The sequence below is a fragment of the Streptomyces qaidamensis genome (assembly GCF_001611795.1).
Lineage (GTDB): Bacteria > Actinomycetota > Actinomycetes > Streptomycetales > Streptomycetaceae > Streptomyces > Streptomyces qaidamensis.
The window spans coordinates 4,727,276-4,746,718 of the sequence record NZ_CP015098.1; the positions used below are offsets into that span (position 1 = coordinate 4,727,276).

The 19,443-nt window shown below is 74.0% G+C and carries 19 protein-coding genes; 12 read left to right on the plus strand and 7 right to left on the minus strand.

All coding sequences use genetic code 11. The annotated features are described in order from the left end of the window. Window positions 1-171: 171 nt before the first annotated feature. Window positions 172-963, plus strand: a complete 792-nt coding sequence (locus A4E84_RS20985; protein ID WP_062928064.1) for a GAF and ANTAR domain-containing protein — start codon at window positions 172-174, stop codon at window positions 961-963. 18 nt (window positions 964-981) lie between these two features. Here A4E84_RS20985 and A4E84_RS20990 read toward each other — a convergent pair whose 3' ends face one another. Further along, window positions 982-1,767: a hypothetical protein gene (locus A4E84_RS20990; protein WP_062928065.1), complete on the minus strand. Its 786-nt coding sequence runs from the start codon at window positions 1,765-1,767 to the stop codon at window positions 982-984. 346 nt (window positions 1,768-2,113) lie between these two features. On the opposite strand from A4E84_RS20990, the gene thrS reads away from it, so the two are divergent. Further along, window positions 2,114-3,334 carry a threonine--tRNA ligase gene (gene thrS / locus A4E84_RS20995; protein ID WP_062928066.1) on the plus strand — a complete coding sequence of 407 codons (1,221 nt, stop codon included), beginning with the start codon at window positions 2,114-2,116 and terminating at the stop codon, window positions 3,332-3,334. A gap of 25 nt (window positions 3,335-3,359) precedes the next feature. Here thrS and A4E84_RS21000 read toward each other — a convergent pair whose 3' ends face one another. Then, window positions 3,360-3,905, minus strand: a complete 546-nt coding sequence (locus A4E84_RS21000; protein WP_062928067.1) for a pyridoxamine 5'-phosphate oxidase family protein — start codon at window positions 3,903-3,905, stop codon at window positions 3,360-3,362. 548 nt (window positions 3,906-4,453) lie between these two features. Between A4E84_RS21000 and A4E84_RS21005 the strand changes: the two genes are divergently transcribed. Further along, a complete protein-coding gene (locus A4E84_RS21005; RefSeq protein ID WP_062928068.1) occupies window positions 4,454-5,428 on the plus strand; it encodes a nucleoside hydrolase in 975 nt (324 codons plus the stop codon). A 129-nt stretch (window positions 5,429-5,557) separates the two neighbouring features. Here the strand turns inward: A4E84_RS21005 and A4E84_RS21010 are convergent, their stop codons facing one another. Next, the gene (locus tag A4E84_RS21010) at window positions 5,558-6,505 is read right to left on the minus strand and encodes an LAETG motif-containing sortase-dependent surface protein (RefSeq protein ID WP_062928069.1); all 948 of its coding nucleotides are present in this window, start codon (window positions 6,503-6,505) and stop codon (window positions 5,558-5,560) included. Window positions 6,506-6,799: 294 nt separating this feature from the next. On the opposite strand from A4E84_RS21010, the gene A4E84_RS21015 reads away from it, so the two are divergent. Continuing rightward, the gene (locus A4E84_RS21015) at window positions 6,800-8,482 is read left to right on the plus strand and encodes a glycoside hydrolase family 13 protein (RefSeq protein WP_162494373.1); all 1,683 of its coding nucleotides are present in this window, start codon (window positions 6,800-6,802) and stop codon (window positions 8,480-8,482) included. A 289-nt stretch (window positions 8,483-8,771) separates the two neighbouring features. Here A4E84_RS21015 and A4E84_RS21020 read toward each other — a convergent pair whose 3' ends face one another. Then, window positions 8,772-9,260, minus strand: coding sequence for a hypothetical protein (locus A4E84_RS21020; RefSeq protein ID WP_062928071.1), 489 nt, complete (start codon window positions 9,258-9,260; stop codon window positions 8,772-8,774). 42 nt (window positions 9,261-9,302) lie between these two features. Continuing rightward, the gene (locus A4E84_RS21025; protein WP_062928072.1) at window positions 9,303-9,677 is read right to left on the minus strand and encodes a DUF6479 family protein; all 375 of its coding nucleotides are present in this window, start codon (window positions 9,675-9,677) and stop codon (window positions 9,303-9,305) included. 40 nt (window positions 9,678-9,717) lie between these two features. Here A4E84_RS21025 and A4E84_RS42960 point away from each other — a divergent pair, with 40 nt between their 5' ends. After that, window positions 9,718-9,954, plus strand: coding sequence for a hypothetical protein (locus A4E84_RS42960; RefSeq protein ID WP_159029599.1), 237 nt, complete (start codon window positions 9,718-9,720; stop codon window positions 9,952-9,954). Between the two features lie 166 nt (window positions 9,955-10,120). Next, the gene (locus tag A4E84_RS21030) at window positions 10,121-10,534 is read left to right on the plus strand and encodes a DUF5994 family protein (protein WP_062928073.1); all 414 of its coding nucleotides are present in this window, start codon (window positions 10,121-10,123) and stop codon (window positions 10,532-10,534) included. A gap of 1 nt (window position 10,535) precedes the next feature. Here the strand turns inward: A4E84_RS21030 and A4E84_RS21035 are convergent, their stop codons facing one another. After that, complete coding sequence (locus tag A4E84_RS21035) at window positions 10,536-10,898, minus strand: DUF1304 domain-containing protein (RefSeq protein WP_062928074.1); 363 nt, start codon at window positions 10,896-10,898, stop codon at window positions 10,536-10,538. A gap of 380 nt (window positions 10,899-11,278) precedes the next feature. Further along, window positions 11,279-11,854: a TetR/AcrR family transcriptional regulator gene (locus A4E84_RS21040; RefSeq protein WP_062928075.1), complete on the minus strand. Its 576-nt coding sequence runs from the start codon at window positions 11,852-11,854 to the stop codon at window positions 11,279-11,281. Between the two features lie 75 nt (window positions 11,855-11,929). Between A4E84_RS21040 and A4E84_RS21045 the strand changes: the two genes are divergently transcribed. The 6 genes from A4E84_RS21045 to A4E84_RS21070 all read left to right on the plus strand — a co-directional run bounded on the left by A4E84_RS21045 (window position 11,930) and on the right by A4E84_RS21070 (window position 19,439). Continuing rightward, window positions 11,930-13,714 (plus strand): ABC transporter ATP-binding protein, encoded by a 1,785-nt coding sequence (locus tag A4E84_RS21045; protein WP_237304967.1) that lies wholly within the window; start codon window positions 11,930-11,932, stop codon window positions 13,712-13,714. A gap of 146 nt (window positions 13,715-13,860) precedes the next feature. Continuing rightward, complete coding sequence (locus A4E84_RS21050) at window positions 13,861-15,117, plus strand: serine hydrolase domain-containing protein (RefSeq protein WP_079129042.1); 1,257 nt, start codon at window positions 13,861-13,863, stop codon at window positions 15,115-15,117. A 73-nt stretch (window positions 15,118-15,190) separates the two neighbouring features. After that, the gene (locus A4E84_RS42965; RefSeq protein ID WP_062928076.1) at window positions 15,191-17,116 is read left to right on the plus strand and encodes a glycine-rich domain-containing protein; all 1,926 of its coding nucleotides are present in this window, start codon (window positions 15,191-15,193) and stop codon (window positions 17,114-17,116) included. 154 nt (window positions 17,117-17,270) lie between these two features. Continuing rightward, a complete protein-coding gene (locus tag A4E84_RS21060; RefSeq protein ID WP_062928077.1) occupies window positions 17,271-17,822 on the plus strand; it encodes a tellurite resistance TerB family protein in 552 nt (183 codons plus the stop codon). A gap of 259 nt (window positions 17,823-18,081) precedes the next feature. Then, complete coding sequence (bla, locus tag A4E84_RS21065) at window positions 18,082-19,080, plus strand: class A beta-lactamase (RefSeq protein WP_062928078.1); 999 nt, start codon at window positions 18,082-18,084, stop codon at window positions 19,078-19,080. Next, window positions 19,077-19,439, plus strand: a complete 363-nt coding sequence (locus A4E84_RS21070) for a DUF952 domain-containing protein (RefSeq protein ID WP_062928079.1) — start codon at window positions 19,077-19,079, stop codon at window positions 19,437-19,439. The genes bla and A4E84_RS21070 overlap by 4 nt, the downstream gene beginning before the upstream one ends. Window positions 19,440-19,443: the final 4 nt, after the last annotated feature.

The following is a 19,443-nucleotide window of genomic DNA, read 5'->3' on the forward strand; positions in this document are numbered from 1 at the left end:
GCCCCGCCCAGGGGTTTCGGCCCTTCCTCCACGGGTAGTCGGGCCACCTCCGGGAGGGCCCGGGGGTGCGGTCCGGGCGGGTGCGGAGGCCGGCCGCACGAGGGCCGGCCGAACTTGCCGGCGGGGCGCCCCGGAAACGGTCATGGCGCAAGCCGCGGTGCGAAGGAGGCGGTGGTCGTGCGGCCCAGGGACGATCCCGGAGGTGCCCCCGACGGCGACCCGGGGCCCGGCCGCACCGGAGGCGGTGACCCGGACCCGGACGGAGCCCGGGCCGCCGACGTGATCGCCCGGGGCGTGCGGGGCGCCGAGCCCGGAGAGGTCCCGGGACGGCTGTGCGAGGTGGCGGTGGAACTGCTGCCGGTGACCGGCGCCAGCGTGTCCCTGCGCAGCGAGGGCATGCCCGTGCAGCTGAGCGCGAGCAGCCCGCAGGCCGCGCACCTGGCGCAGATCCAGGCGACCCTGGGCGACGGTCCCTGCCAGAGCGCGCTGGAGGACGGCGCGCCGGTGCTCGCCTGCGATCTGACCTCGGGCCGGGACGCGGGACGCTGGCCGGTCTTCGCCCAGCAGGCGACGGAGGCCGGGGTGCGGGCGGTGTACGCGGTGCCCCTGGGCAGCGGCACGGTGTGCGTCGGCACGCTCGACCTGTACCGCGACCGCCCGGGCGGGCTCACCGAGGGCCAGCTGCACGTGGCCCGGATCGTGGCCGGGGTGATGACCGTGGCCCTGATGGCCCTGCCGCGCGGGGACGAGCCCGAGACCCCGGACGGGGAGGACTGGCTGAGCGGCCTGGCCACCGACCACGACGAGGTCTACCGGGCCGTCGGCATGATCATGGCGCAGCTCGGCATGGGCGCGGACGACGCCCTCGCGCGGCTGCGGGCGGACGCCTTCGCGCACGGGCGTACGGCCCTGGACGTGGCGCGGGACGTGATCGCCCACCGCACGCGCTTCGACCGGTCCTGACTTCCGCGGCCCGGGAGGTCAGATCTGCGCCCTGCCCTGCTTCCTGATCTCGGCCAGGCGCTGCGCCCCGAGCTGCACGGCCTGCTGGGTGACCTCTGCGTACACCTCGTCGAGGCCGGCGTTGGTGAGGGTGATCGCGTCCTCGCCGACGCGGACGGCGGCGAGGTCCATGGTGAGGTACGTCAGCTCCCCCTCCTCCGTCTCGCCGGCCAGCGTGACCCGCAGGGCCTGCCGGGCGTCCCCCACCGGCGGCAGCGGCAGGTCCCGGACCTCCACGCCCTGGACGACGCCGCGGGTCGTCGTGACCGTGAACTGGCCGCACCGGTCCGGCAGCGACTTCATCCAGTCCAGCGTGCGGTCCACGTCCGCCGGGGGATACGCGGCGACCCGGTAGCGCAGCTGGGCGTCGGTGTCGCCGTCGTCGAGCGCGGACGTCGCCTGCGGGCCCTTCGGTGTGCCGAAGGGCTCTTCCAGGTAGAGGGCGTCCAGCAGCCGCTGGCAGTGCCCGTCCTCCGTGGTGCCCTTGAGCAGCCCGTCCCGCCAGGTGCGCGCGCCCCGGGTCGGCCCCCACGGCTCGCCCAGGTCGGCCTCGGTGACCAGCGCCGCCTTGGCCTGCGCCTCGGTGAGGGCGGCGCCGGAACCGGCGGGCTGCTCGACGGCGGGTGACGCGCCGGAGGCGGACGCGGAGGGGGAGAACCACCGGGGCCGCGGCTCGTCGTCGACGGCACAGCCGGCCGTGGCCAGCAGGGCCGTCACGGACAGCGCGGAGGCGAGGAGGGCGCGGGCGGCCGGAGGGTGGGTCATCGGGGTGCCTCCTGCGAGGGGCTCGTGGAGGCGCCTCCGGGCGGAGCGGTCCCTCCACGATCGGGTGGATGCTCTTACGGCACCACCGCGACCGCCCGCCCACCAGCGATACGGGCCGTCCGGGTGAGCGGCCGGGGCACCTGCGGCCGCCGTCCGAAAACCCCTCGCCCCGCCCCCGGCCCCGTTGTTACGGTCACGCCCATGCAGCGCGCCCAGTCGTACCCGTCCGCCACGACGACGCCGGAGAGTGTCCCGGCGCGCTGACAGCTGATGTCCGAAGCCCCGGGGCGAGTGCCCCGGGGCTTCGTCGCGTGGTGCTCGCCTCCCCTGACCGCGAGGAGTCACCATGCACGACCACCGCCGGCTCGGCCGTGAACTGGACCTGTTCGACACCGATCCGCTGATGGGCGCCGGGCTGCCGTACTGGCTTCCCGACGGCGCGATCGTGCGGCACACCCTGGAGGAGTACATCCGCGACGCGGAACGCCGGGCGGGCTACCGGCACGTGTACTCACCGGTCCTCGGCAAACGCGAGCTGTACGAGATCTCCGGCCACTGGGACCACTACGGCGACGACATGTTCCCGCCGATGGACGTGGGCGCCGAACAGGTCCTGCTGCGCCCCAGCCTCTGCCCCCACCACGCCCTGATCTACCGCTCCCGCTCCCACAGCTACCGCGAACTGCCCCTGCGGATGGCCGAGTTGGGCGGCATGTACCGCTCGGAGCTGTCCGGTGTCCTCGGCGGCCTGACCCGGGTGCGGGCCATCACCCTCAACGACGCGCACATCTTCTGCACCCTGGATCAGGCCGTCCGGGAGGCCCGGGCCGCGCTGGAGCTGATCGGCCGCGCCTACGCGGACCTGGGCATCCGTGCGTCCCGGTACCGGCTGTCGCTGCCCGGCGAGGGCGGCAAGTACGTGGCCGACCCGGAGCTGTGGGGGCGCGCCACCGCCCTGCTGCGGGAGGTCCTGGACGGCTCCGGCCTCCCGTACGAGGCGGCCGAGGGCGAGGCGGCCTTCTACGGCCCCAAGATCGATGTGCAGATCACCGACCCGGCGGGCCGGGAGGCCACCCTGTCCACCGTGCAGATCGACTTCCACCAGCCCGAACGCTTCGACCTGCACTACATCGGCCCCGACGGGGCGAAACACCGCCCCGTCATGGTGCACCGCAGCATCATCGGCAGCGTGGAGCGCGCGGTCGCGCACCTCGTCGAGGAGCATGGCGGCGCCTTCCCGCCGTGGCTGGCGCCGGTGCAGCTGGCGGTCCTGCCGGTCGGGGAGGAGCAGGCCGAGGCGGCGGAGGGCCTGGCCGGACACGCCCGGGAGCTCGGTCTGCGCGCCGAGGTCGCCGGCCCGGTCCAGGGCACCCTCGCCGCCCGGATCCGCGCGGCCCGGCTGGTGCCGTACCGGGCGGTGATCGGCGGACGGGAGGCCGCCGCGGGACTCGTGGCACCGCGCCTGCGCGACGGCCGCCGGCCGGACGCCCTGCCCGGCGCCGAGCTGCTGCGCCGGATCGGCGACCGGGTGGCGGCCCGCGGTCCCGGACTGTGGGACCCGTCGTAGGACGGATCACCACGGACCGGGCGGTTCAGAACGTCCACCGCGTGTGGCTGTAGACCCCGTTGTCCCGGCCGAAGCCGTATGCCGTGTCCGGGGCCACCGCGAAGACCACCGCGTCGCCGCTGCGGAACTCGTCCCCGATGCCGTGGAAGGTGCCCTCGGGGGAGGTGATGTGCGGCCCGTACTTCGTCTCGAACGCCGTGATCACCTCCTCCAGCAGCGCACGGTCGGCGACCGCCTCGGCCGTGCCCTCGACCACGAGGTCGAACCCGCCGGTGAGGGAGTTCGTCCCGGTGGTCAGGGCGCAGTGCGCGTCATGGGCGAGGTTCTTCGCCTTCTGCTCCCCGCGGCCGGTGGAGAAGTACAGCGCCCCGTCGTGCCAGGCGGCGATGCAGGGCGTGACGTGCAGCCGGCCGCCGGGCCGCACCGTGGACACCCAGAAGATCTCGGCGGCCTCCAGCCGCCGCCGGGCCTCGGCCCATTCGGTGGCCGTCACCTCCGAGGCGCCCGGGCGGGGGTTGAGCGCGGAGCTGTAGCGGGCGTCGAGTTCGGTCGTCGGTGTCTGTGCGGGCATGGCGGACTCCTTTGTCGTCTCCTCCCCGTAACGACCGTCCGCCGGGGCCGGAATCATCGCCGCGTCCGTTCGTGTCGCCGTACGGCGCCGGTCGGTCCGCCGTCCAGGGCCGGAGCTTGTCGGGGTTGAGCACGGCTCGGACGTGCTGGACCCGGTCGCCGGCGATGTCGACGCCGGCACCGACACGGTGACGCCGTCCTTGCGGGCCACCAGGCCGGGCCGGCCGTTGACCGCGCACTCCAGGAGGGAGATGCCGGGTACGCGCGGGCGCGCTCGGCGAAGAAGCGGGCGACCCGCTCGGCGCCCTCGACCGGCTGGAGGGCGGCCGGCACGAGCCCGCCGCCGTCGCCGGTCGCGGTCGCCCCGGGGGCCAGCACGCCGGTGAGGCCGTCGATGTCCTGGTCCTCCCACACCCGCCGGAAGGTGGCGCTCGACCTCGATGTCACGGCGGTACGGCGGTCCTGGCGCCGTGTGCGGGGCGCGGGCCGCCGGGCAGGCCGTAGGGTCGCTGCCAGGAAGCTTCCCGCACCACTGGAAGGAGTCCCGCCGTGACGGACGGCCGGCGCATCCCGGTGATCATCGACTGTGACACCGGCGTCGACGACGCCCTCGCCCTGCTGTTCGCCGTACGGCACCCGGCGCTCGACGTGCGGGCGATCACCTGCGTGGCCGGGAACACGGACGTGGACGGCGTCGTCCGCAACACCCTGACCGTGCTGGAGCAGGCGGGCGCCCCCGACATCCCCGTCGCCCGGGGCGCCGAGCGGCCGCTGATCGAGGCGCCCCGCTCGGCCCAGCACGTGCACGGGCACGACGGCATGGGCGACCTGGGCCTGCCGCGGCCGGCCCGCGAGCCCGCCGACGTCGACGCCGTGACGCTGCTGCGGCGCGAGATCCTCGCCTCCCCGCGCCCGGTCACCCTCGTCCCCATGGCCCCGCTCACCAACATCGCGCTGCTGCTGCGCACCCACCCGGAGGTGGTCGGCAACATCGAGCGGATCGTCTTCATGGGCGGCGCGGCGGCCGTCGGGAACGCCACGCCCGTCGCGGAGTTCAATGTCTGGCACGACCCGGAGGCGGCCGCGATCCTGCTCACGGCCGGGGTGCCGATCACGATGTACGGGCTGGACGTGTTCACACGGGTCGTGGTCCCCGCGGCGGATGTGCGCAGGCTGCGCGAGAGCAGCGAGCCGGGGGCGCGGCTGGCCGGGCAGTTGCTCGCCCACCGCCCGGCCCACCCGGACAGCCGTCCCGGCGATCCCTCCGAGACGTCCGGCGGTCTGGGCGACGCGGGCGCGGTGTGCGCGGTCGTCGACCCGGAGGGCCTGACGACGCACCGCCTCCCGGTGGACGTCTCCCTCGCGCCGGGGCCCACGCGCGGCATGACGATCGTCGACCGCCGCCCCCGCCCCGGCGAGGCGGAAATCCACGAGGGCACGCGCGAACAGCCCCTGGTCGACGTGGGGCTGGACGTGGACGTGGAGCGCTACGTGAAGCTGTACCTGGCGACCGTCGAGGTGTGATGCCGGCGGCGCTGCGGCGCGCCGCGACCGTCACGCCGCGGCGGTCCGGCCGCGGGACGCGAGAACGCCCGGTGTGCTGTCGCCGCCGGACGACAGCACACCGGGCGTTCTCAGTCAGGCTCGGGTGTCCTACGCGCCGCGCCGGGCCGCACGGCGGCGGGTCACGACGACGAGGGCCGCTCCGCCCGCCAGCAGGGCGGCCGCGCCGAGGGCGATCGGGCCGGTGCTGCTGTCGGCGCCCGTCTCGGCGAGGTCGCCGCCACCGCCGTTCGGCTTGGGGGCGACGGGCGTCGACTCGGAGGCGCTCGGGGTGGGCGTGTCCGTGTCGGAGGACGGCGGCGTCGAGGGCTCGGCCGGCTCGGACGGGGACGCCGGGGGTGTCGCGGGGGGCGTCGTCTCCTCGGCCGGCTCGGACGGGCTCGCGGGCGGCGTCGAGGCGGGCGGCTCCTCCTCCGCCGGCGGCGGGGTCGTGCAGTCCTTCGTGCCGCCGTTCCAGGCCGCGATCAGCTTGTCCTTGATGACCGGGCGGTCCGGGCCCTTGGGCAGCTCGCCGTGCTCGAAGCCGTCCGTCGCGTCGAGTTCGCCGTCGAACTTCACCGCGCCCCGGTAGAGGTCGATCTGCCCGAAGCAGCCCTTGTCCGGGATGGCGATGTCGAGCGACTCGGTGGCGCCCGGCTTGACCGTCACCGTGTCGAAGTCGACGAACACCTGCTCGCCGGAGGTCGCGAACGTCGCGCCGTGCGCGAGGTAGGACGCGAGGGAGGCCGTGCAGGTGGCCGCGCCGCCGGCGGTGCGGACCTTGATGTGGACCTTGCCGTCCTCGGTCGGCTTCAGGTTCTGGTCGTCGACCTTGACCGAGTCGTAGAAGTTCGTGCCGTCGAGCGAGAACTGGCAGCGGTCGGTCCCGGTCTCCGTGCCCGCGCCCGTGCCCGGCTTGTAGCTGCCGCCGGACGACCAGCCGTCGCCGCCTGGCGTTCCGGTGGCGAAGGCGGTCGTGGCGGAGGCGGCGCAGAGGACGAGGGCCGCGGCGCCCGTCCCCAGCAGGCGTCGCGCGGTGACACGTCTCGCTATGGACATGCGTATCCCATTTCTTGGCGTGTGCCGGACCCGGGTGACGGCATGCGGGCAGCGCGACGCACGCGGCTGCCGGGGCCGCACCGGGGAGTGAGTGGTCGGAGAAACACTGGGCTCATTGGTCACATGTGCCTCAGTGGCCCCATCGTGGCGGCGTCGCAGCACGCTGTCAACCTGCGGTGATGCAAAGGAAGTTGCTCCACCGTCACGCTTTCATCACAGCGGGAATGGATCACTCCGATCAGCGTGATGGTTCCTTTTTCCGGCATTCTGGACAGATTCAATGCTGTCGCCCGTATGCCCTGTGAAGGAGACCGCGTGACCGATCGCTCGACCCTCGACCTGTCGTCCCGGGACCCCGACTGGTGGCGCCAGGCCGTCGTCTACCAGATCTATCCCCGCAGCTTCGCCGACGCCGACGGCGACGGACTCGGTGATCTGCGCGGCATCACCCGCCGCCTCACCCACCTCGCCGCCCTGGGCGTGGACGCCCTGTGGCTGAGCCCCTTCTACCCCTCCGAGCTCGCCGACGGCGGCTACGACGTCGCCGACCCCCGGGGCGTCGACCCGCGCCTGGGCACCCTCGACGACTTCGACGCCCTGGTCGCCGAGGCCCACCGCCTCGGCCTGAAGGTCATCGTCGACATCGTGCCCAACCACTCCTCGCACCGGCACGCGTGGTTCCAGGAGGCCCTGTACGCGGGCCCCGGCTCGGCGGCCCGTGACCGCTACGTCTTCCGCGACGGCCGCGGCGAGCACGGCGAACTCCCACCCACCGACTGGCAGTCCGTCTTCGGCGGCAGCGCCTGGAAGCGGGTGCCCGACGGCCAGTGGTACCTGCACCTGTTCGCCCCCGAACAGCCCGACCTCAACTGGGAGAACCAGGAGGTCCGCGCCGACTACCGCACCACCCTGCGCTTCTGGTCCGACCGCGGGGTCGACGGCTTCCGCATCGACGTCGCACACGCCCTCGTCAAGGACCTGAGTGAACCCCTGCGCGACCTCGGCCGGCCCGAGCTGAGCCGCGAGGAGGCGCTCACCGCGCTGCCGCCCGGCACCCACCCCTTCTACGACCGTGACGACGTGCACGAGATCTACCGCGACTGGCGCAAGATCCTCGACGCCTACCGGCCGCCCCGCATGGCCGTCGCCGAGGCGTGGGTGCCCGGCGCCCGGCGCGCGCTGTACGCCCGCCCGGACGAGCTCGGCCAGGCCTTCAACTTCGAGTACCTGGAGGCCGGCTGGGACGCGGAGGAGCTGCGGCAGGTCATCACCGACTCGCTCGCCACCGCCCGGGCTGCGGGCGCGTCGGCCACCTGGGTGCTGTCCAACCACGACGTCGTACGGCACGCCTCCCGGCTGACGCTGCCGCCCGGCACCGACCTCAACGCCTGGCTGCTGTCCGGCGGCCACGCCCCGGCCGTCGACGAGGCGGCCGGGCTGCGCCGGGCCCGGGCGGCCACGCTGCTGATGCTGGCCCTGCCCGGCTCGGCGTACGTCTACCAGGGGGAGGAACTCGGCCTGCCCGAGGTCGCCGACCTGCCCACCGAGGTGCTCCAGGACCCGATCTGGGAGCAGACCGGTCACGTCCGCAAGGGCCGCGACGGCTGCCGGGTGCCGCTGCCGTGGACGACGTCCGGGCCGTCGTACGGCTTCGGGCCCGGCGGGGCGTGGCTCCCGCAGCCGCCCGGCTTCGCCGCGTACGCCGTCGAGGCGCAGGACGGGGTGGAGGGATCCACCCTGGAGCTCTACCGCACGGCCCTGCGGCTGCGCCGCAAACTCCTCGACGGCGAGGAGCTGACGTGGGCGGCGGACGCCCCGGACGGTGTGCTCCGGTTCGACCGCTGTGAGGGGTGGCGCTGCGTCGCCAACCTGTCCGGTGCGTCGGTCGAGCTGCCGGCCGGGGAGGTTCTGCTGAGCAGCGCGCCGCTGGAGGACGGCCGGGTCGGCCCGGACACGACGGTGTGGCTGGGTCGCTGAGCGCTTCGCGGGGCCGCCGGGGGGCGTTCGGGGGCGGGGTGTCCTGCGTGTGCGGCGCCGGCGTGGCTGGTCGCGGTTCCCCGCGCCCCTTGGGGGCGCGGGGACCCCGCGGGGCGTAGCCGGGCGTGCCGGGGGTGGGGGTGGCCGGGAGGATTGTTCTCCCGGCCGTGTCCGGACAGTGAGTCCCGCCCGCCATGAACAGGTACGGGGGGCGGGGGCGCGTAGGGGGGCGGCGCGGGGCGCGGGTGAGCGGGCAGGTCGACATCTCGGTCGCCCCGGACGACGGGGCTCAGTAGCGGACCGCCCGGGCCACCTCGGTCCGGACCTCACCGGACAGGTCGTGCGTGCTGCGGGCGGTGGCCGTGGCGGACTGGCCGGCCTGCACGTGGTCCACCGTGACGATGACCGTGTCGACCAACTGCCCCCCGGCGTCCCGGAAGTCGACCTGGACGGCGAAGGACCGGGACGAGTCGTCGGTGTTGCGGACGGTGACGTCCGTGCGGACCCGGCCGTCGGCGCCGGTGACGGGCGTCCCGGTCGTCACGTCGCCTTTGACGTCGGCGCCGTCCTGGATGTCGTCGAGCCGCTTCCCGGCCTCGGCCGAGGCGGACTCCACCGCCTCGCCCGCCTCCGAGGCGATCGACCCCACCGCGGACTCCGCCCTGCTCGCGACGTCCGCGGGGCTGTCGTCACCGCTGCAGCCCGCGAGCACCGCGGACAGGGCCAGCGCGGTGGCCGCCCCTCCCGTCGCCCAGCGCGTCCGGTGGCGGGCAGTCATGTCGCCTCCCTGGAGTCCGCCGGCCCTGCCGGCTCCACGGCCTCACGTGCGGCCGAGCCCACCGCCGCCGAAGGATCCACTGGATCCGGGCGACCAGCGGCGCGGTTTCTGGTCCTTTCCGGTCCTGGTGCTCGCGCGGTGGAGCTCGTGCGGCATGATCCGCTGACCGTCGCGCGTCACGACCGGCACGTCGTCGGGTTCCCGCATCTCCCGCATCTCGCGGACCGGCCCGGTGTCCGGCAGGTGCGGCTGCTCCTCGGGGGCGGGGTGATGGGTGTCCTTGTCCATGACCTGCATCCCGACCCGCACGGCCCAGATCAGCGCGCAGGCCACGATCAGCCCGCCGACGAAGGCGATGGTCACGGCGACCGCGTGATCTGACGAGGCCGCCAGTTCTGCATACGTTGCCGTATTCATGCCCCAAGTATCACCGACGGAATGTGATAAAGCGCCCGGAATGCCCTCTCGGTCATGGGCGGGCAGCCCCGGCCGCGCCGGGGCAGAAGCATTCGGCACGCGGATGTCCGCGATGGTGGTGAACGGCAAGGGCCACAACGCCTGGCCGTACACGAACGTCCCGGTCGACATCGTCGGCTGGGCGGTGAAGAGCCGCTCCGGCCCGCAGTGGACCGACGACTCCGTCGGCATCTGCGCGGGCGTCCTCGACGGCGGCGGCCACGTGGAGGCTGCGTGACTTCTGGCGCCGTCTGAAGAGCCGCTACGGTTGGTGACCGAGCGGTGGGCGGGACAGGCGGCCCCGGCCCCCGTACCGCCCCCACGGCGTACGGTGGATATGCCGCGGGTATGTCACAACCGGTGGCCGAACCGGTCTCGCCGCCCCACCGCAGCAGGAGTCCTCGATGACGTCCGCCTCTTCGCCCCCGCCGTCCGTCCCCGCCCCGTCCGAGGTCCGGCTACGGATCGCGGACCAGGCGCGCCAAGGCCGCATGGCTCGCCGCATCGACGGGGCGTGGTGGCCCCGCTCGTACGACCTGGCCGCCGAACTGCCCGGGCTGCTCGGCGGACTGCCGGGTGCCTGGGGCCGGATCAGCAGTGTCCTGGTCAACGGGGACACCTGGCCGGAGTGCCCGGAGCGGATGGTCGTCGCGGGCCAGACGGTGCACGTGGGGCGCACGGACTCGCCGACCGCCCCGCACACCGTGTGCCTGCTCGCACCCGGCCGGGGGCGCTGGGACCTGCTGGTGGTGCCGCCCGCCACCGACGAGGCGGAGGCCCGCCGGGTCATGGAACGGGCCGTCACGCAGGGCGTCTGACTCAGCGCGCGAGCAGTACCAGGGCCAGGGCGGCCAGCGCCGGGACGGTCTGGACGAAGAGGATCTTCCTGCTCGCCGTCGCGGCGCCGTAGAGCCCCGCGACCGCCACGCACACCAGGAAGAAGACGGACACCTGGAAGCCCACCGGGTCGGACGCCACCGCGCCCCACGCCAGGCCGGCCGCGAGGAACCCGTTGTAGAGCCCCTGGTTGGCCGCCAGGGCCTTTGTCGAGGCGGCGAACTCGGCACTGGTACCGAAGGCGGCCCGGGCCCGCGGCGAGGTCCACAGGAACATCTCCAGCACCAGGATGTAGGCGTGGAGCGCGGCGAGGGCCAGTACCGCGATGGTGGCAAGCGTCGACATGCGCACATCATCACAGACCCCGCCGCCCCTCCATCCCCACTCGACCGCTCCTTGTCCGGGTGTTCCCGCCCGCCCGGCCCCGTTCGGGCCCGCCCCGGAGGCGGCACCGTCGCAGGGGTGGCAGATTGCGGCCAGAGGAAGGCCGGGTCCGGCCGTCGCGTCCCCGCGTGTGCCGCTCGGGAGCCGGGCCCGGTCTTCCCACCCCCAGTAGCCCGCCTGGGAGGGTGCTGAAGGTCTTGGCCGGGCTCCCGGCGCCTGACGCGCACGTCTGACGCGTTGCCGAAACGCCCTGGTGGCTCCGCCACGAGGACGCTCCGGCGCCTTGCAGCCGCACGCACCGGGCGCCGCTCGCTGATCCGGCCAAGGTCTTCAGCACCCTCCTAGGGCGCGATGGCCTTGCGCAGGGTGTGCAGGCACAGGGTCAGGGCCGAGTGCTTGGGGGTGCCGGTGGTGCGGGTGTGCTCCCAGGCCGTGTACAGCAGGGCCCAGACCAGGTTGCGGACCCACTCCTCGTGGAGCTCGGCATCGATGCTGCCCTCCGCGTGACCGCGTCGGACCGTGTGCAGGAAGTGCAGGTCGGCGGGGGTTTCCTCGTCCCAGTCGGACCAGTTCGTCAACTGCGGCGTGTCGAACATCAGCGTGAGGCCGTCGCCGAGTTCGAAGTACTCCTGGCAGAGCCGCTCCAGCGCCTCGGCAGCCGGGCCGTCGTCGAGCCGGGCGCGCTCGGTCGCCGCCTCGACCTTGTCCAGGACGTCCGCGCTGATCGCGGCGAGCAGGTCGGACCGCTCGGGGAAGTAGCGGTGGACCGTCGTACGCCCCACACCCGCCGCCGTCGCGACGTCGCCGAGCGACGCGGTCGGGTCGCCGGCCAGCAGGGCGACGGCGGCGTCGACGATGGCGCGACGCGTGCGTGCCCGGGTTCCGCTCTCGGCCGCCACGGCCCGCTCCTCACCCATGCCGCATACGGTAGCGCGCCTTCCAGGATGAAAATCGATTGACCCTTATGGAACAGCGATGTTCCAATCGGCATCATGACTGTTCCGGAAAGTGCGTCCCCCAAGCTGTCCGTCCCGCGGCTGCGGATCCTCTGGTCGTTCGCCCGGCCACACCGGCGCGCGCTGGTCCTGGCGCTCGTCCTCGCCCTGGTGGGCTCCGGAATGGGGCTGGCCACGCCGATGGTCACCAAGGGCGTGCTCGACGCGCTCGGCGGGTCCGGGTCCCTGCGCGGGCCGATCCTGGCCCTGCTCGTCCTGCTGGTCCTCGGCAGTGCCGTCATGTACTGGCAGTGGACGCTGCTGGGCGCGCTGGGGGAGCGCGTGGTGCTCGGGGCCCGCGAGTCGATGGTGCGGCGCTTGCTGCGGGCCACGGTCCCCGCCGTCACCCGGCGCCCGCCCGGCGAGCTGGTCACCCGTGTCACCTCCGACACGGTCCTGCTGCACCAGGCCGCCACCGGCGCCCCGGTCGGCCTGATCAACGCCGTGGTCATGCTCTTCGGGACGCTGACCCTCATGGGCGTCCTCGACCTGGTGCTGCTGGGGACGGTCGCGGCGGCCGTTGCGGTGGTCGGCGTCCTGTTCGCCGTCCTGATGCCCGGGATCGCGACCGCGCAGCAGCGCGCCCAGGACCACCTCGGACGGCTCGGCGGCAACCTGGAGGGGGCGCTGCGCGCGATCCGGACGGTGAAGGCCGGCCGGGCCGAGGACCGCACGGCCGAGCGCATCGTGGCCGACGCCCGCATCTCCGCCGAGCACGGCGTCCGTGCCGTCCGCCGCGAGGCCCTGGCCTGGACGATCGCGGTCGCCGGCATCCAGTTCGCGATCATCCTCGTGCTGGGCGTGGGCGCCTGGCGGGTCTCCGAGGGAGCCCTGGAGGTCTCCAGCCTCATCGCGTTCCTGCTCTACGCCTTCGGCCTGATGGACCCGGTCAGCGAACTCAGCCAGAACATCACGGCGCTCCAGTCGGGGATCGCCGCCGCGGAGCGGATCCGGGAGACCGACGCCCTGGAGTCGGAGGGACCGGCCGGGGCCCACGTTCGCGGACCCGCGCCGACGCGTGCGGCGGTCGCCGAGGACACCCCCGTACTGGAGCTGCGGGACGTCAGCGCGGCCTACGGCCCCGGCGCCGACCCCGCGGTGCGCGGCGTCTCCCTGGTGATCCCCCGGCACGGGCACACGGCGATCGTCGGACCCTCGGGCGCGGGCAAGACGACCCTGTTCTCCCTGGTTCTGCGCTTCCTGGAACCGACCGGCGGCGAACTGCTCCTGGACGGCCGTCCGTATCGCGACCACTCCCACGACGAGATCCGGTCGCGCCTGGCGTACGTCGAACAGGACACCCCCGTCGTGCCCGGGACGATCCGCGACAACCTGCTGCTGGCCCGCCCCGGCGCGACCGACGAGGAACTGCGGCGCGTTCTGCGCGAGGTGCGGCTGGCCGAGAGGGTCGACGCCCTGGACGAGGGGCTCGACACGCCCCTGTCCGGCGCGGCGGTCTCCGGCGGTGAGCGGCAGCGCATCGCCCTGGCCCGGGCCCTGCTGCGCACTCCGGACGTGCTGCTCCTGGATGAGGCGACGGCCCAGCTCGACGGGCTGACCGAGGCCGCCGTGCAGACCTGCGTGCGCGCCCGCGCGGCGGCCGGCGCGGTCGTCACCATCGCCCACCGGCTGTCGACCGTGATCGACGCCGACACCATCGTGGTGATGGAGGCCGGCCGGGTCCGTGCCCGCGGCGGCCATGCGGAACTGCTCGCGACGGACGCGCTGTACCGAGAGCTGGTGGAGGCACTGCGCATCACGGCGGACCCGCAGGCGGCGTGACGGTGTGTCAGCGGACGACGGCCGGTTTTCGATCATCCCTCGGAAGGATGTAAGGGCCGTTCGCCGCCCAAGACGATGATCCCGACCTGTTCGAACACACGCCGTCGAAAAGCGACGTACTCGAACACCACGGAAGGGACAAGCAGTTGCGCATAGCCCGGCTCCTCGGAACCGTTCTGGGCACCACCTTGCTGACGGCCACCGCCGTGCTGACGGCCCCCGCGCACGCCGGCACGGCCGCCGTCCGGGACACCGCCACCCTGGACAGACCCGCGCTGCGCGACTCGCTGGACGCCGTCCACGAGGCGGGCATGTACGGCGTCTTCTCGTCCGTCCGGGACGGCGGCGAGCGGTGGACCGGCGCCTCGGGTGTGGCCGACGTGGCCACCGGACGGCCCGTCACACCGGGCATGCGCCAGCGGGTGGGCAGTATCAGCAAGACCTTCACCGCCGTGGGTGTGATGCAGCAGGTGGAGCGGGGCCGGATCCGGCTCGACGCGCCCGTCGGCGACTACCTCCCGGAGCTGATACCCGGGGAGCGCGGCCGGGAGATCACCGTCCGCATGCTCCTGAACCACACCAGCGGCATCGGCGACCACGTCCTGAGTGCCTTCCCCTCCCTCCTGCAGGGCTCGGCGGAGAGCCTCGAAGAGGAACGCTTCCGCTCCCTACGCCCCGCGGAACTGGTCAGGATGGGCCTCGCGGCCCCCGCGACCGGACGCCCCGGTTCGGTGCCCGGCTCGTACTCCAACACCAACTACGTCATCGCCGGACTGCTGTTGGAGAAGGTCACCGGCCAGAAGGCCGGCGCCTACCTCACCCGTCACGTCATCGACCGGGCCGGGCTGCGCCACACGTACCTGCCGCGCTCCCCGTACATCAAGGGCCCGCACCCGCGGATGTACGAGTCGTGGTTCGGCCTGCTCGACCCGCCCCGCGACTTCAGCGTCTACGACATGTCCTGGGTGTCCACCGCGGGCTCGGTCGTCTCCACCACCGACGACCTGAACCGCTTCTACCGCTCCCTGCTCGGCGGGAAGCTGGTCGGCAAGGCCTCCCTCGACGAGATGACACGCACGGTCCCCGTCTCCGGCCTGGACTACGGCCTCGGCATCTACTCCCTCGAACTGCCCGGCTGCGGCCGCTTCTGGGGCCACGACGGCGCGGTGTTCGGCGCCGGCACGATCGCGCTGTCCAGCCGTGACGGCAAGCGCCAGGTCGCCCTGGCCCAGAACCTGATGAAGTACCAGGAGCTGGACGAGAACGGCCGTCCGAAGCTGCACCCGATCGACGAGGCCATCGCCGCGCATGTCCTCCGCGCGCTCTGTCCCGAGGTTCCCGCGTCCGGAATCAACCGTTCTCGGTTGACCGAGAGCCTCAGGTTTGATCAGCTGTCCCACTAGTCATGTTCGATTTTGATCGAGCACTTCATGGCTCCCTGGGGGGGAGCTTGTGACGAGTTGGGGAGTTTCCTTGATGCATCACGGTTCCGCCGTGCCGCGCCGCGCCGGATTCCGGCGCGGCGCCGCGGCCCTGACCTTCGTGGCGCTGACCGCCGGCACCGCCCTGACGGGTGCGCCGGCCGCGACGGCCGCCGGCAGCGCGGCGCTCGCCGGGAAGGCGTGCACACCGACGGAGGGCTTCTCCGGCTGCCGGCTCTTCGATCCGACGACGGCGAAGCAGGAGTTCACGGTGCCGTCCGGCGTGACCGGCCTGGACGTACGGGCCTGGGGAGAGGGCGGCGGCGGCAACTCCATGGCGAGCGGCGGTGCGGGCGGCTTCGTCGCCGGCACCCTGAAGGTCAGCCCCGGAGAGGCGCTGAGCATCGCCGTCGCGGGGCTGAACGCCGGTGACGCCCCCGGCGGCAAGGGCGGCAGCAACGGCGCCGACCGCGGCGGCAACAGCAGCGCCATCCGCACCAGCGGCGGCTCCGCACTGGTCGTCGCCGGTGGCGGTGGCGGCGGGGGCGGCGACATCGCCACCGGCCAGGCGGGCGCCGCCGGTGGCGAGTCCGGCCAGGACGCCTCGGAGAAGGACCGCGGCGGCAAGGGTGCCATAGGCGCCCAGGGCGGTGCGGGCACCGGCAACGGCGCCGCGGGCGCCGACCACGCCAAGGGCGGGGCCGGCGGGGCCGGCGGCGCGGGCCGCTACGGCGGTGGCGGCGGCGGGGCCGGCTACGCGGGCGGTGGCGGCGGCACGGGTGCCGAGACCGGCTCCTCGACCGGCAACAACCCCACCACCGGCAGCGGTGGCGGCGGCTCCAGCTACGCCGAACCGGCCCGGGTGGACAACGCCCGGCTCGTCGTCGGCAGCGGCACCAAGGCACCGGAGAAGAACGACCCGTTCTGGGCCCCCTCCGACAACCCGGTCGACTCCGGTGTGGCCGAGGGCGGCGCCAACGCGCCCGGCGGCCCCGGCCGGATCGTCCTGCAGTGGCAGGGGCTGCCCGTCGACCGTCTGAACCAGGTCACCGGCACGGACGTGACGACCCAGCCGGGCACCGACGTCAAACCGCTGGCCGTGGTGGCGCAGGGCAAGGACGGCAAGCCGGTCGCGGACGCGTCCGTGACGTACACCATCGAGGATCCGGACGGCCTGAAGCCGCTCTTTTACCTCACCGGCGGCCCCGACGACGACAAGACGGTCGTGGCGACCGACGCGCAGGGCCGTGCGCCGTCCCCGTGGATCGGCCTGGGCAGCCGCAAGGAGGGGTCGTTCACCGTCCGGGCGAAGACCCTCGGCGCGTCGACGGCCTTCACCGTGCGGGTCAAGGAGTCCCCGTACGTCGTGAGCGCCTACGGCGGCGACAAGCAGAAGGCCGAGCAGGGGCAGGACTTCGCCGACGCGCTGGTCGCCCGGGTGATCAAGGCGGGCACGACCGCACCGGCCGGCACCGAGGTGGAGTTCCGCGTCGAGGACACCGCCGAGGACGCTCCCCGCTTCGAGGGCGAGGACCGGGTGGTCCGCGTGAAGACCGACGAGTCGGGCGAGGCGACGGCCCCGGCCCTGACCGCCGGTGAGGGCACGGGCACGTACACCGTGGCCGCCTCGGTCGGTGACGCCATGACCCAGTTCGCGGTCGAGGTCGTCCCCGGCGACGGCTCGCAGGAGCCCGGCTCCGGCGAGGAGTCCGGTTCCCCGTCCCCGAGCCCCACGGCCGACCCGAGCCCGTCCGCCGAGCCGAGCCCGTCGACCAGTGACGGCACTTCGGGCACGACCGGCGGCGACGGCACCTCGACCACGGGCGGCACGTCGACGAACCTCGACGGCGGCAGCCTCGCCTCCACCGGCGCGGGCGGCATCGGCCTGCTCCTCGCGGCGGCCGCGGGCCTGGCCGCGGTGGGCTTCGCCGCGTTCCGCCTCGCCCCGCGCCTGAAGCTCCGGTCGCGCGACGACGGCTGACGCCCGGCCACGGAGACTGCCCGGCCCCGGCTTGCGGGGGCGGGCAGTCTCCGTCTCGTTTTGCGGAACCTTTGCTCGTGGGCCGGGCGTTGGAAGGGTGTGCGCGCGTGAGCGGGTGCGCCAGGTGATGCCGACTAGTACCGAGGTGACCTCAATGGCAGTGTGGGACCGGCTCAAGGACCAGGCCAAGGCTCTCCAGCAGAATCAGGGCGGCCGGGGTGCGACGACCGGTGGGCACAGCGGCGGGGCCAGGCCCGGCGGCGGCAGCAAGTCCCAGCTCGTCGGTCTGCTGAAGACGCAGCTCGGGTCGCTGAAGAACGAGCTGAAGAGCGGTGCCTACCGGGACGCGAGCATGGCGATGTGCGCCCTGGTCGCGGCGGCCGACGGGCAGGTGGATCCGGCCGAGCGCCAGCAGGTCGAGTCGATGATCCTCAGCAACGACGTGCTGCAGAACTTCCCGCCGGAGCAGCTGCGCACGCGTTTCAACAAGCATGTGGACCAGCTGACGTCCAACTTCCAGTACGGCAAGACCGAGGCGATGCAGGAGATCGCCAAGGCCGCCAAGAAGCCCACCGAGGCCAGGGCCGTGATCCAGACAGGCATGGTCATCGCCGGTGCCGACGGCCACTTCTCCCAGGCCGAGGCGACGGTCCTGCGCGAGGCCTGTGCGGCGCTGGGGGTGTCCCCGGCCGAATTCCAGCTCTGATCGGTGAGCCGGGCGACCGACGCCCTGCCGCTCGGGGAGCGCGCAGGGCGTCCACGGCCGGGAGGGCACCGTGCCGATGACCGCGCCGTCCCCGGGAGGGCGCCACGGGCGGCGGCTCCGCCGTCCGGTCGTCCGCCGTCCGGTGGTCCGCGGTCTGCTCGCCGCCGTCCCGGGCGGCTCCGCCCGAGGCAGCACGCGCAGCACCGCGCGTGGCAGGCCCGAGACCTGCGCCCAGGTCCGCCGTGAAGGAGCCCGCCGTATGACCGCCGACCGGACCCACCACCGCAGCGCCCCGTCCCGCAGCGCCCCGTCCCGCCGCGCCCTCCTGGCCGCCGGGGCCCTGCTCCCCCTCGCCGCGTGCGGCACGGACGACCGCCCCGCCGGCCGCACGGACCGCGCCCCCACGCCCACCGGCGCGCCGTCGCGACGAGCCCCGGTCCACCGCCTCCGGCTGACGGATCTGGAGCGTGCGTACGGTGCCCGCGTCGGCGTCTACGCCCTCGCGACCGGCACCGGTGCCACGGTCGCCCACCGGGCCGGCGAACGCTTCGCGTTCTGCTCGACGTTCAAGGCCCTGGCCGCGGCGGCGGTCCTGCACCACCGCACCCTGAGCGGCCTGGACCGGCGCGTCACCTACACCGAGGCCGACCTGCGCTCCACCACGCCGGTCACCGGCCGGCACGTCGCGACCGGGATGACCCTCCGTGAACTCTGCGACGCCGCCGTCCGCTTCAGCGACGGCACGGCGGGCAACCTGCTGATGCGCGACATCGGCGGCCCGCCGAAGCTCACCGCCTACCTGCGCCGGCTCGGCGACGAGGTCAGCCGCATGGACCACTACGAGCCCGAACTGCACGACGTACCGCCCGGCGACCCCGCCGACACCACCACCCCGCAGGCGATCGCCACCGACTTCCGCAGGCTCCTCCTCGGGACCGCCCTGCCCGCCCGGGAACGCCGGCTCCTCATGGACTGGCTCTCGCGCAACGCCACCGACGTCGGAGCCCGCCGCATCCGGGCCGGACTCCCCGCGGACTGGAAGGTGGCCGACAAGACCGGCACCGGCGACTACGGCAGGGCCAACGACATCGCCGTCGTCCACCCGCCCCGTACCGAGCCGCTCGTCCTGGCCGTCATGACCGACCGGCCCGGCCGCGACGCCGAACCTTCGGACGCCCTGATCGCCGAGGCCACCCGGCGGGCCGTCGCCGCCCTGCGGCTCCCGGGGATTCCGTCGCCGTCTATAACGGGGCCATGATCTATCACGTCGTACCGAGCACCGTCTGGGCCGGCGCCACCGGCCGGTCCTACGCGCCCGACTCCCTCGCCGAGGAGGGCTTCGTGCACTGCTCCCCGGACGAGGCGACCACGCTGGCCGTCGTCAACGCCTTCTACCGGGACGCGCCCCGGCCCCTGCTGGTGCTCGCCCTGGACGAGGCGCGGCTCGCCGCCAGGGTGGAGTGGGAGGCGGCGGCCCCCGCCCCGCCGCCCGGGGTCGCCGGGGACGTCCTGTTCCCGCACGTGTTCGGCCCTCTCGACCGGGACGCCGTCGACCACGTCCTGGAGGTGCGGTTCGACGGGGAGGGCCGGGCCACGGAGTTGCGTACGGCAGGATGACCGG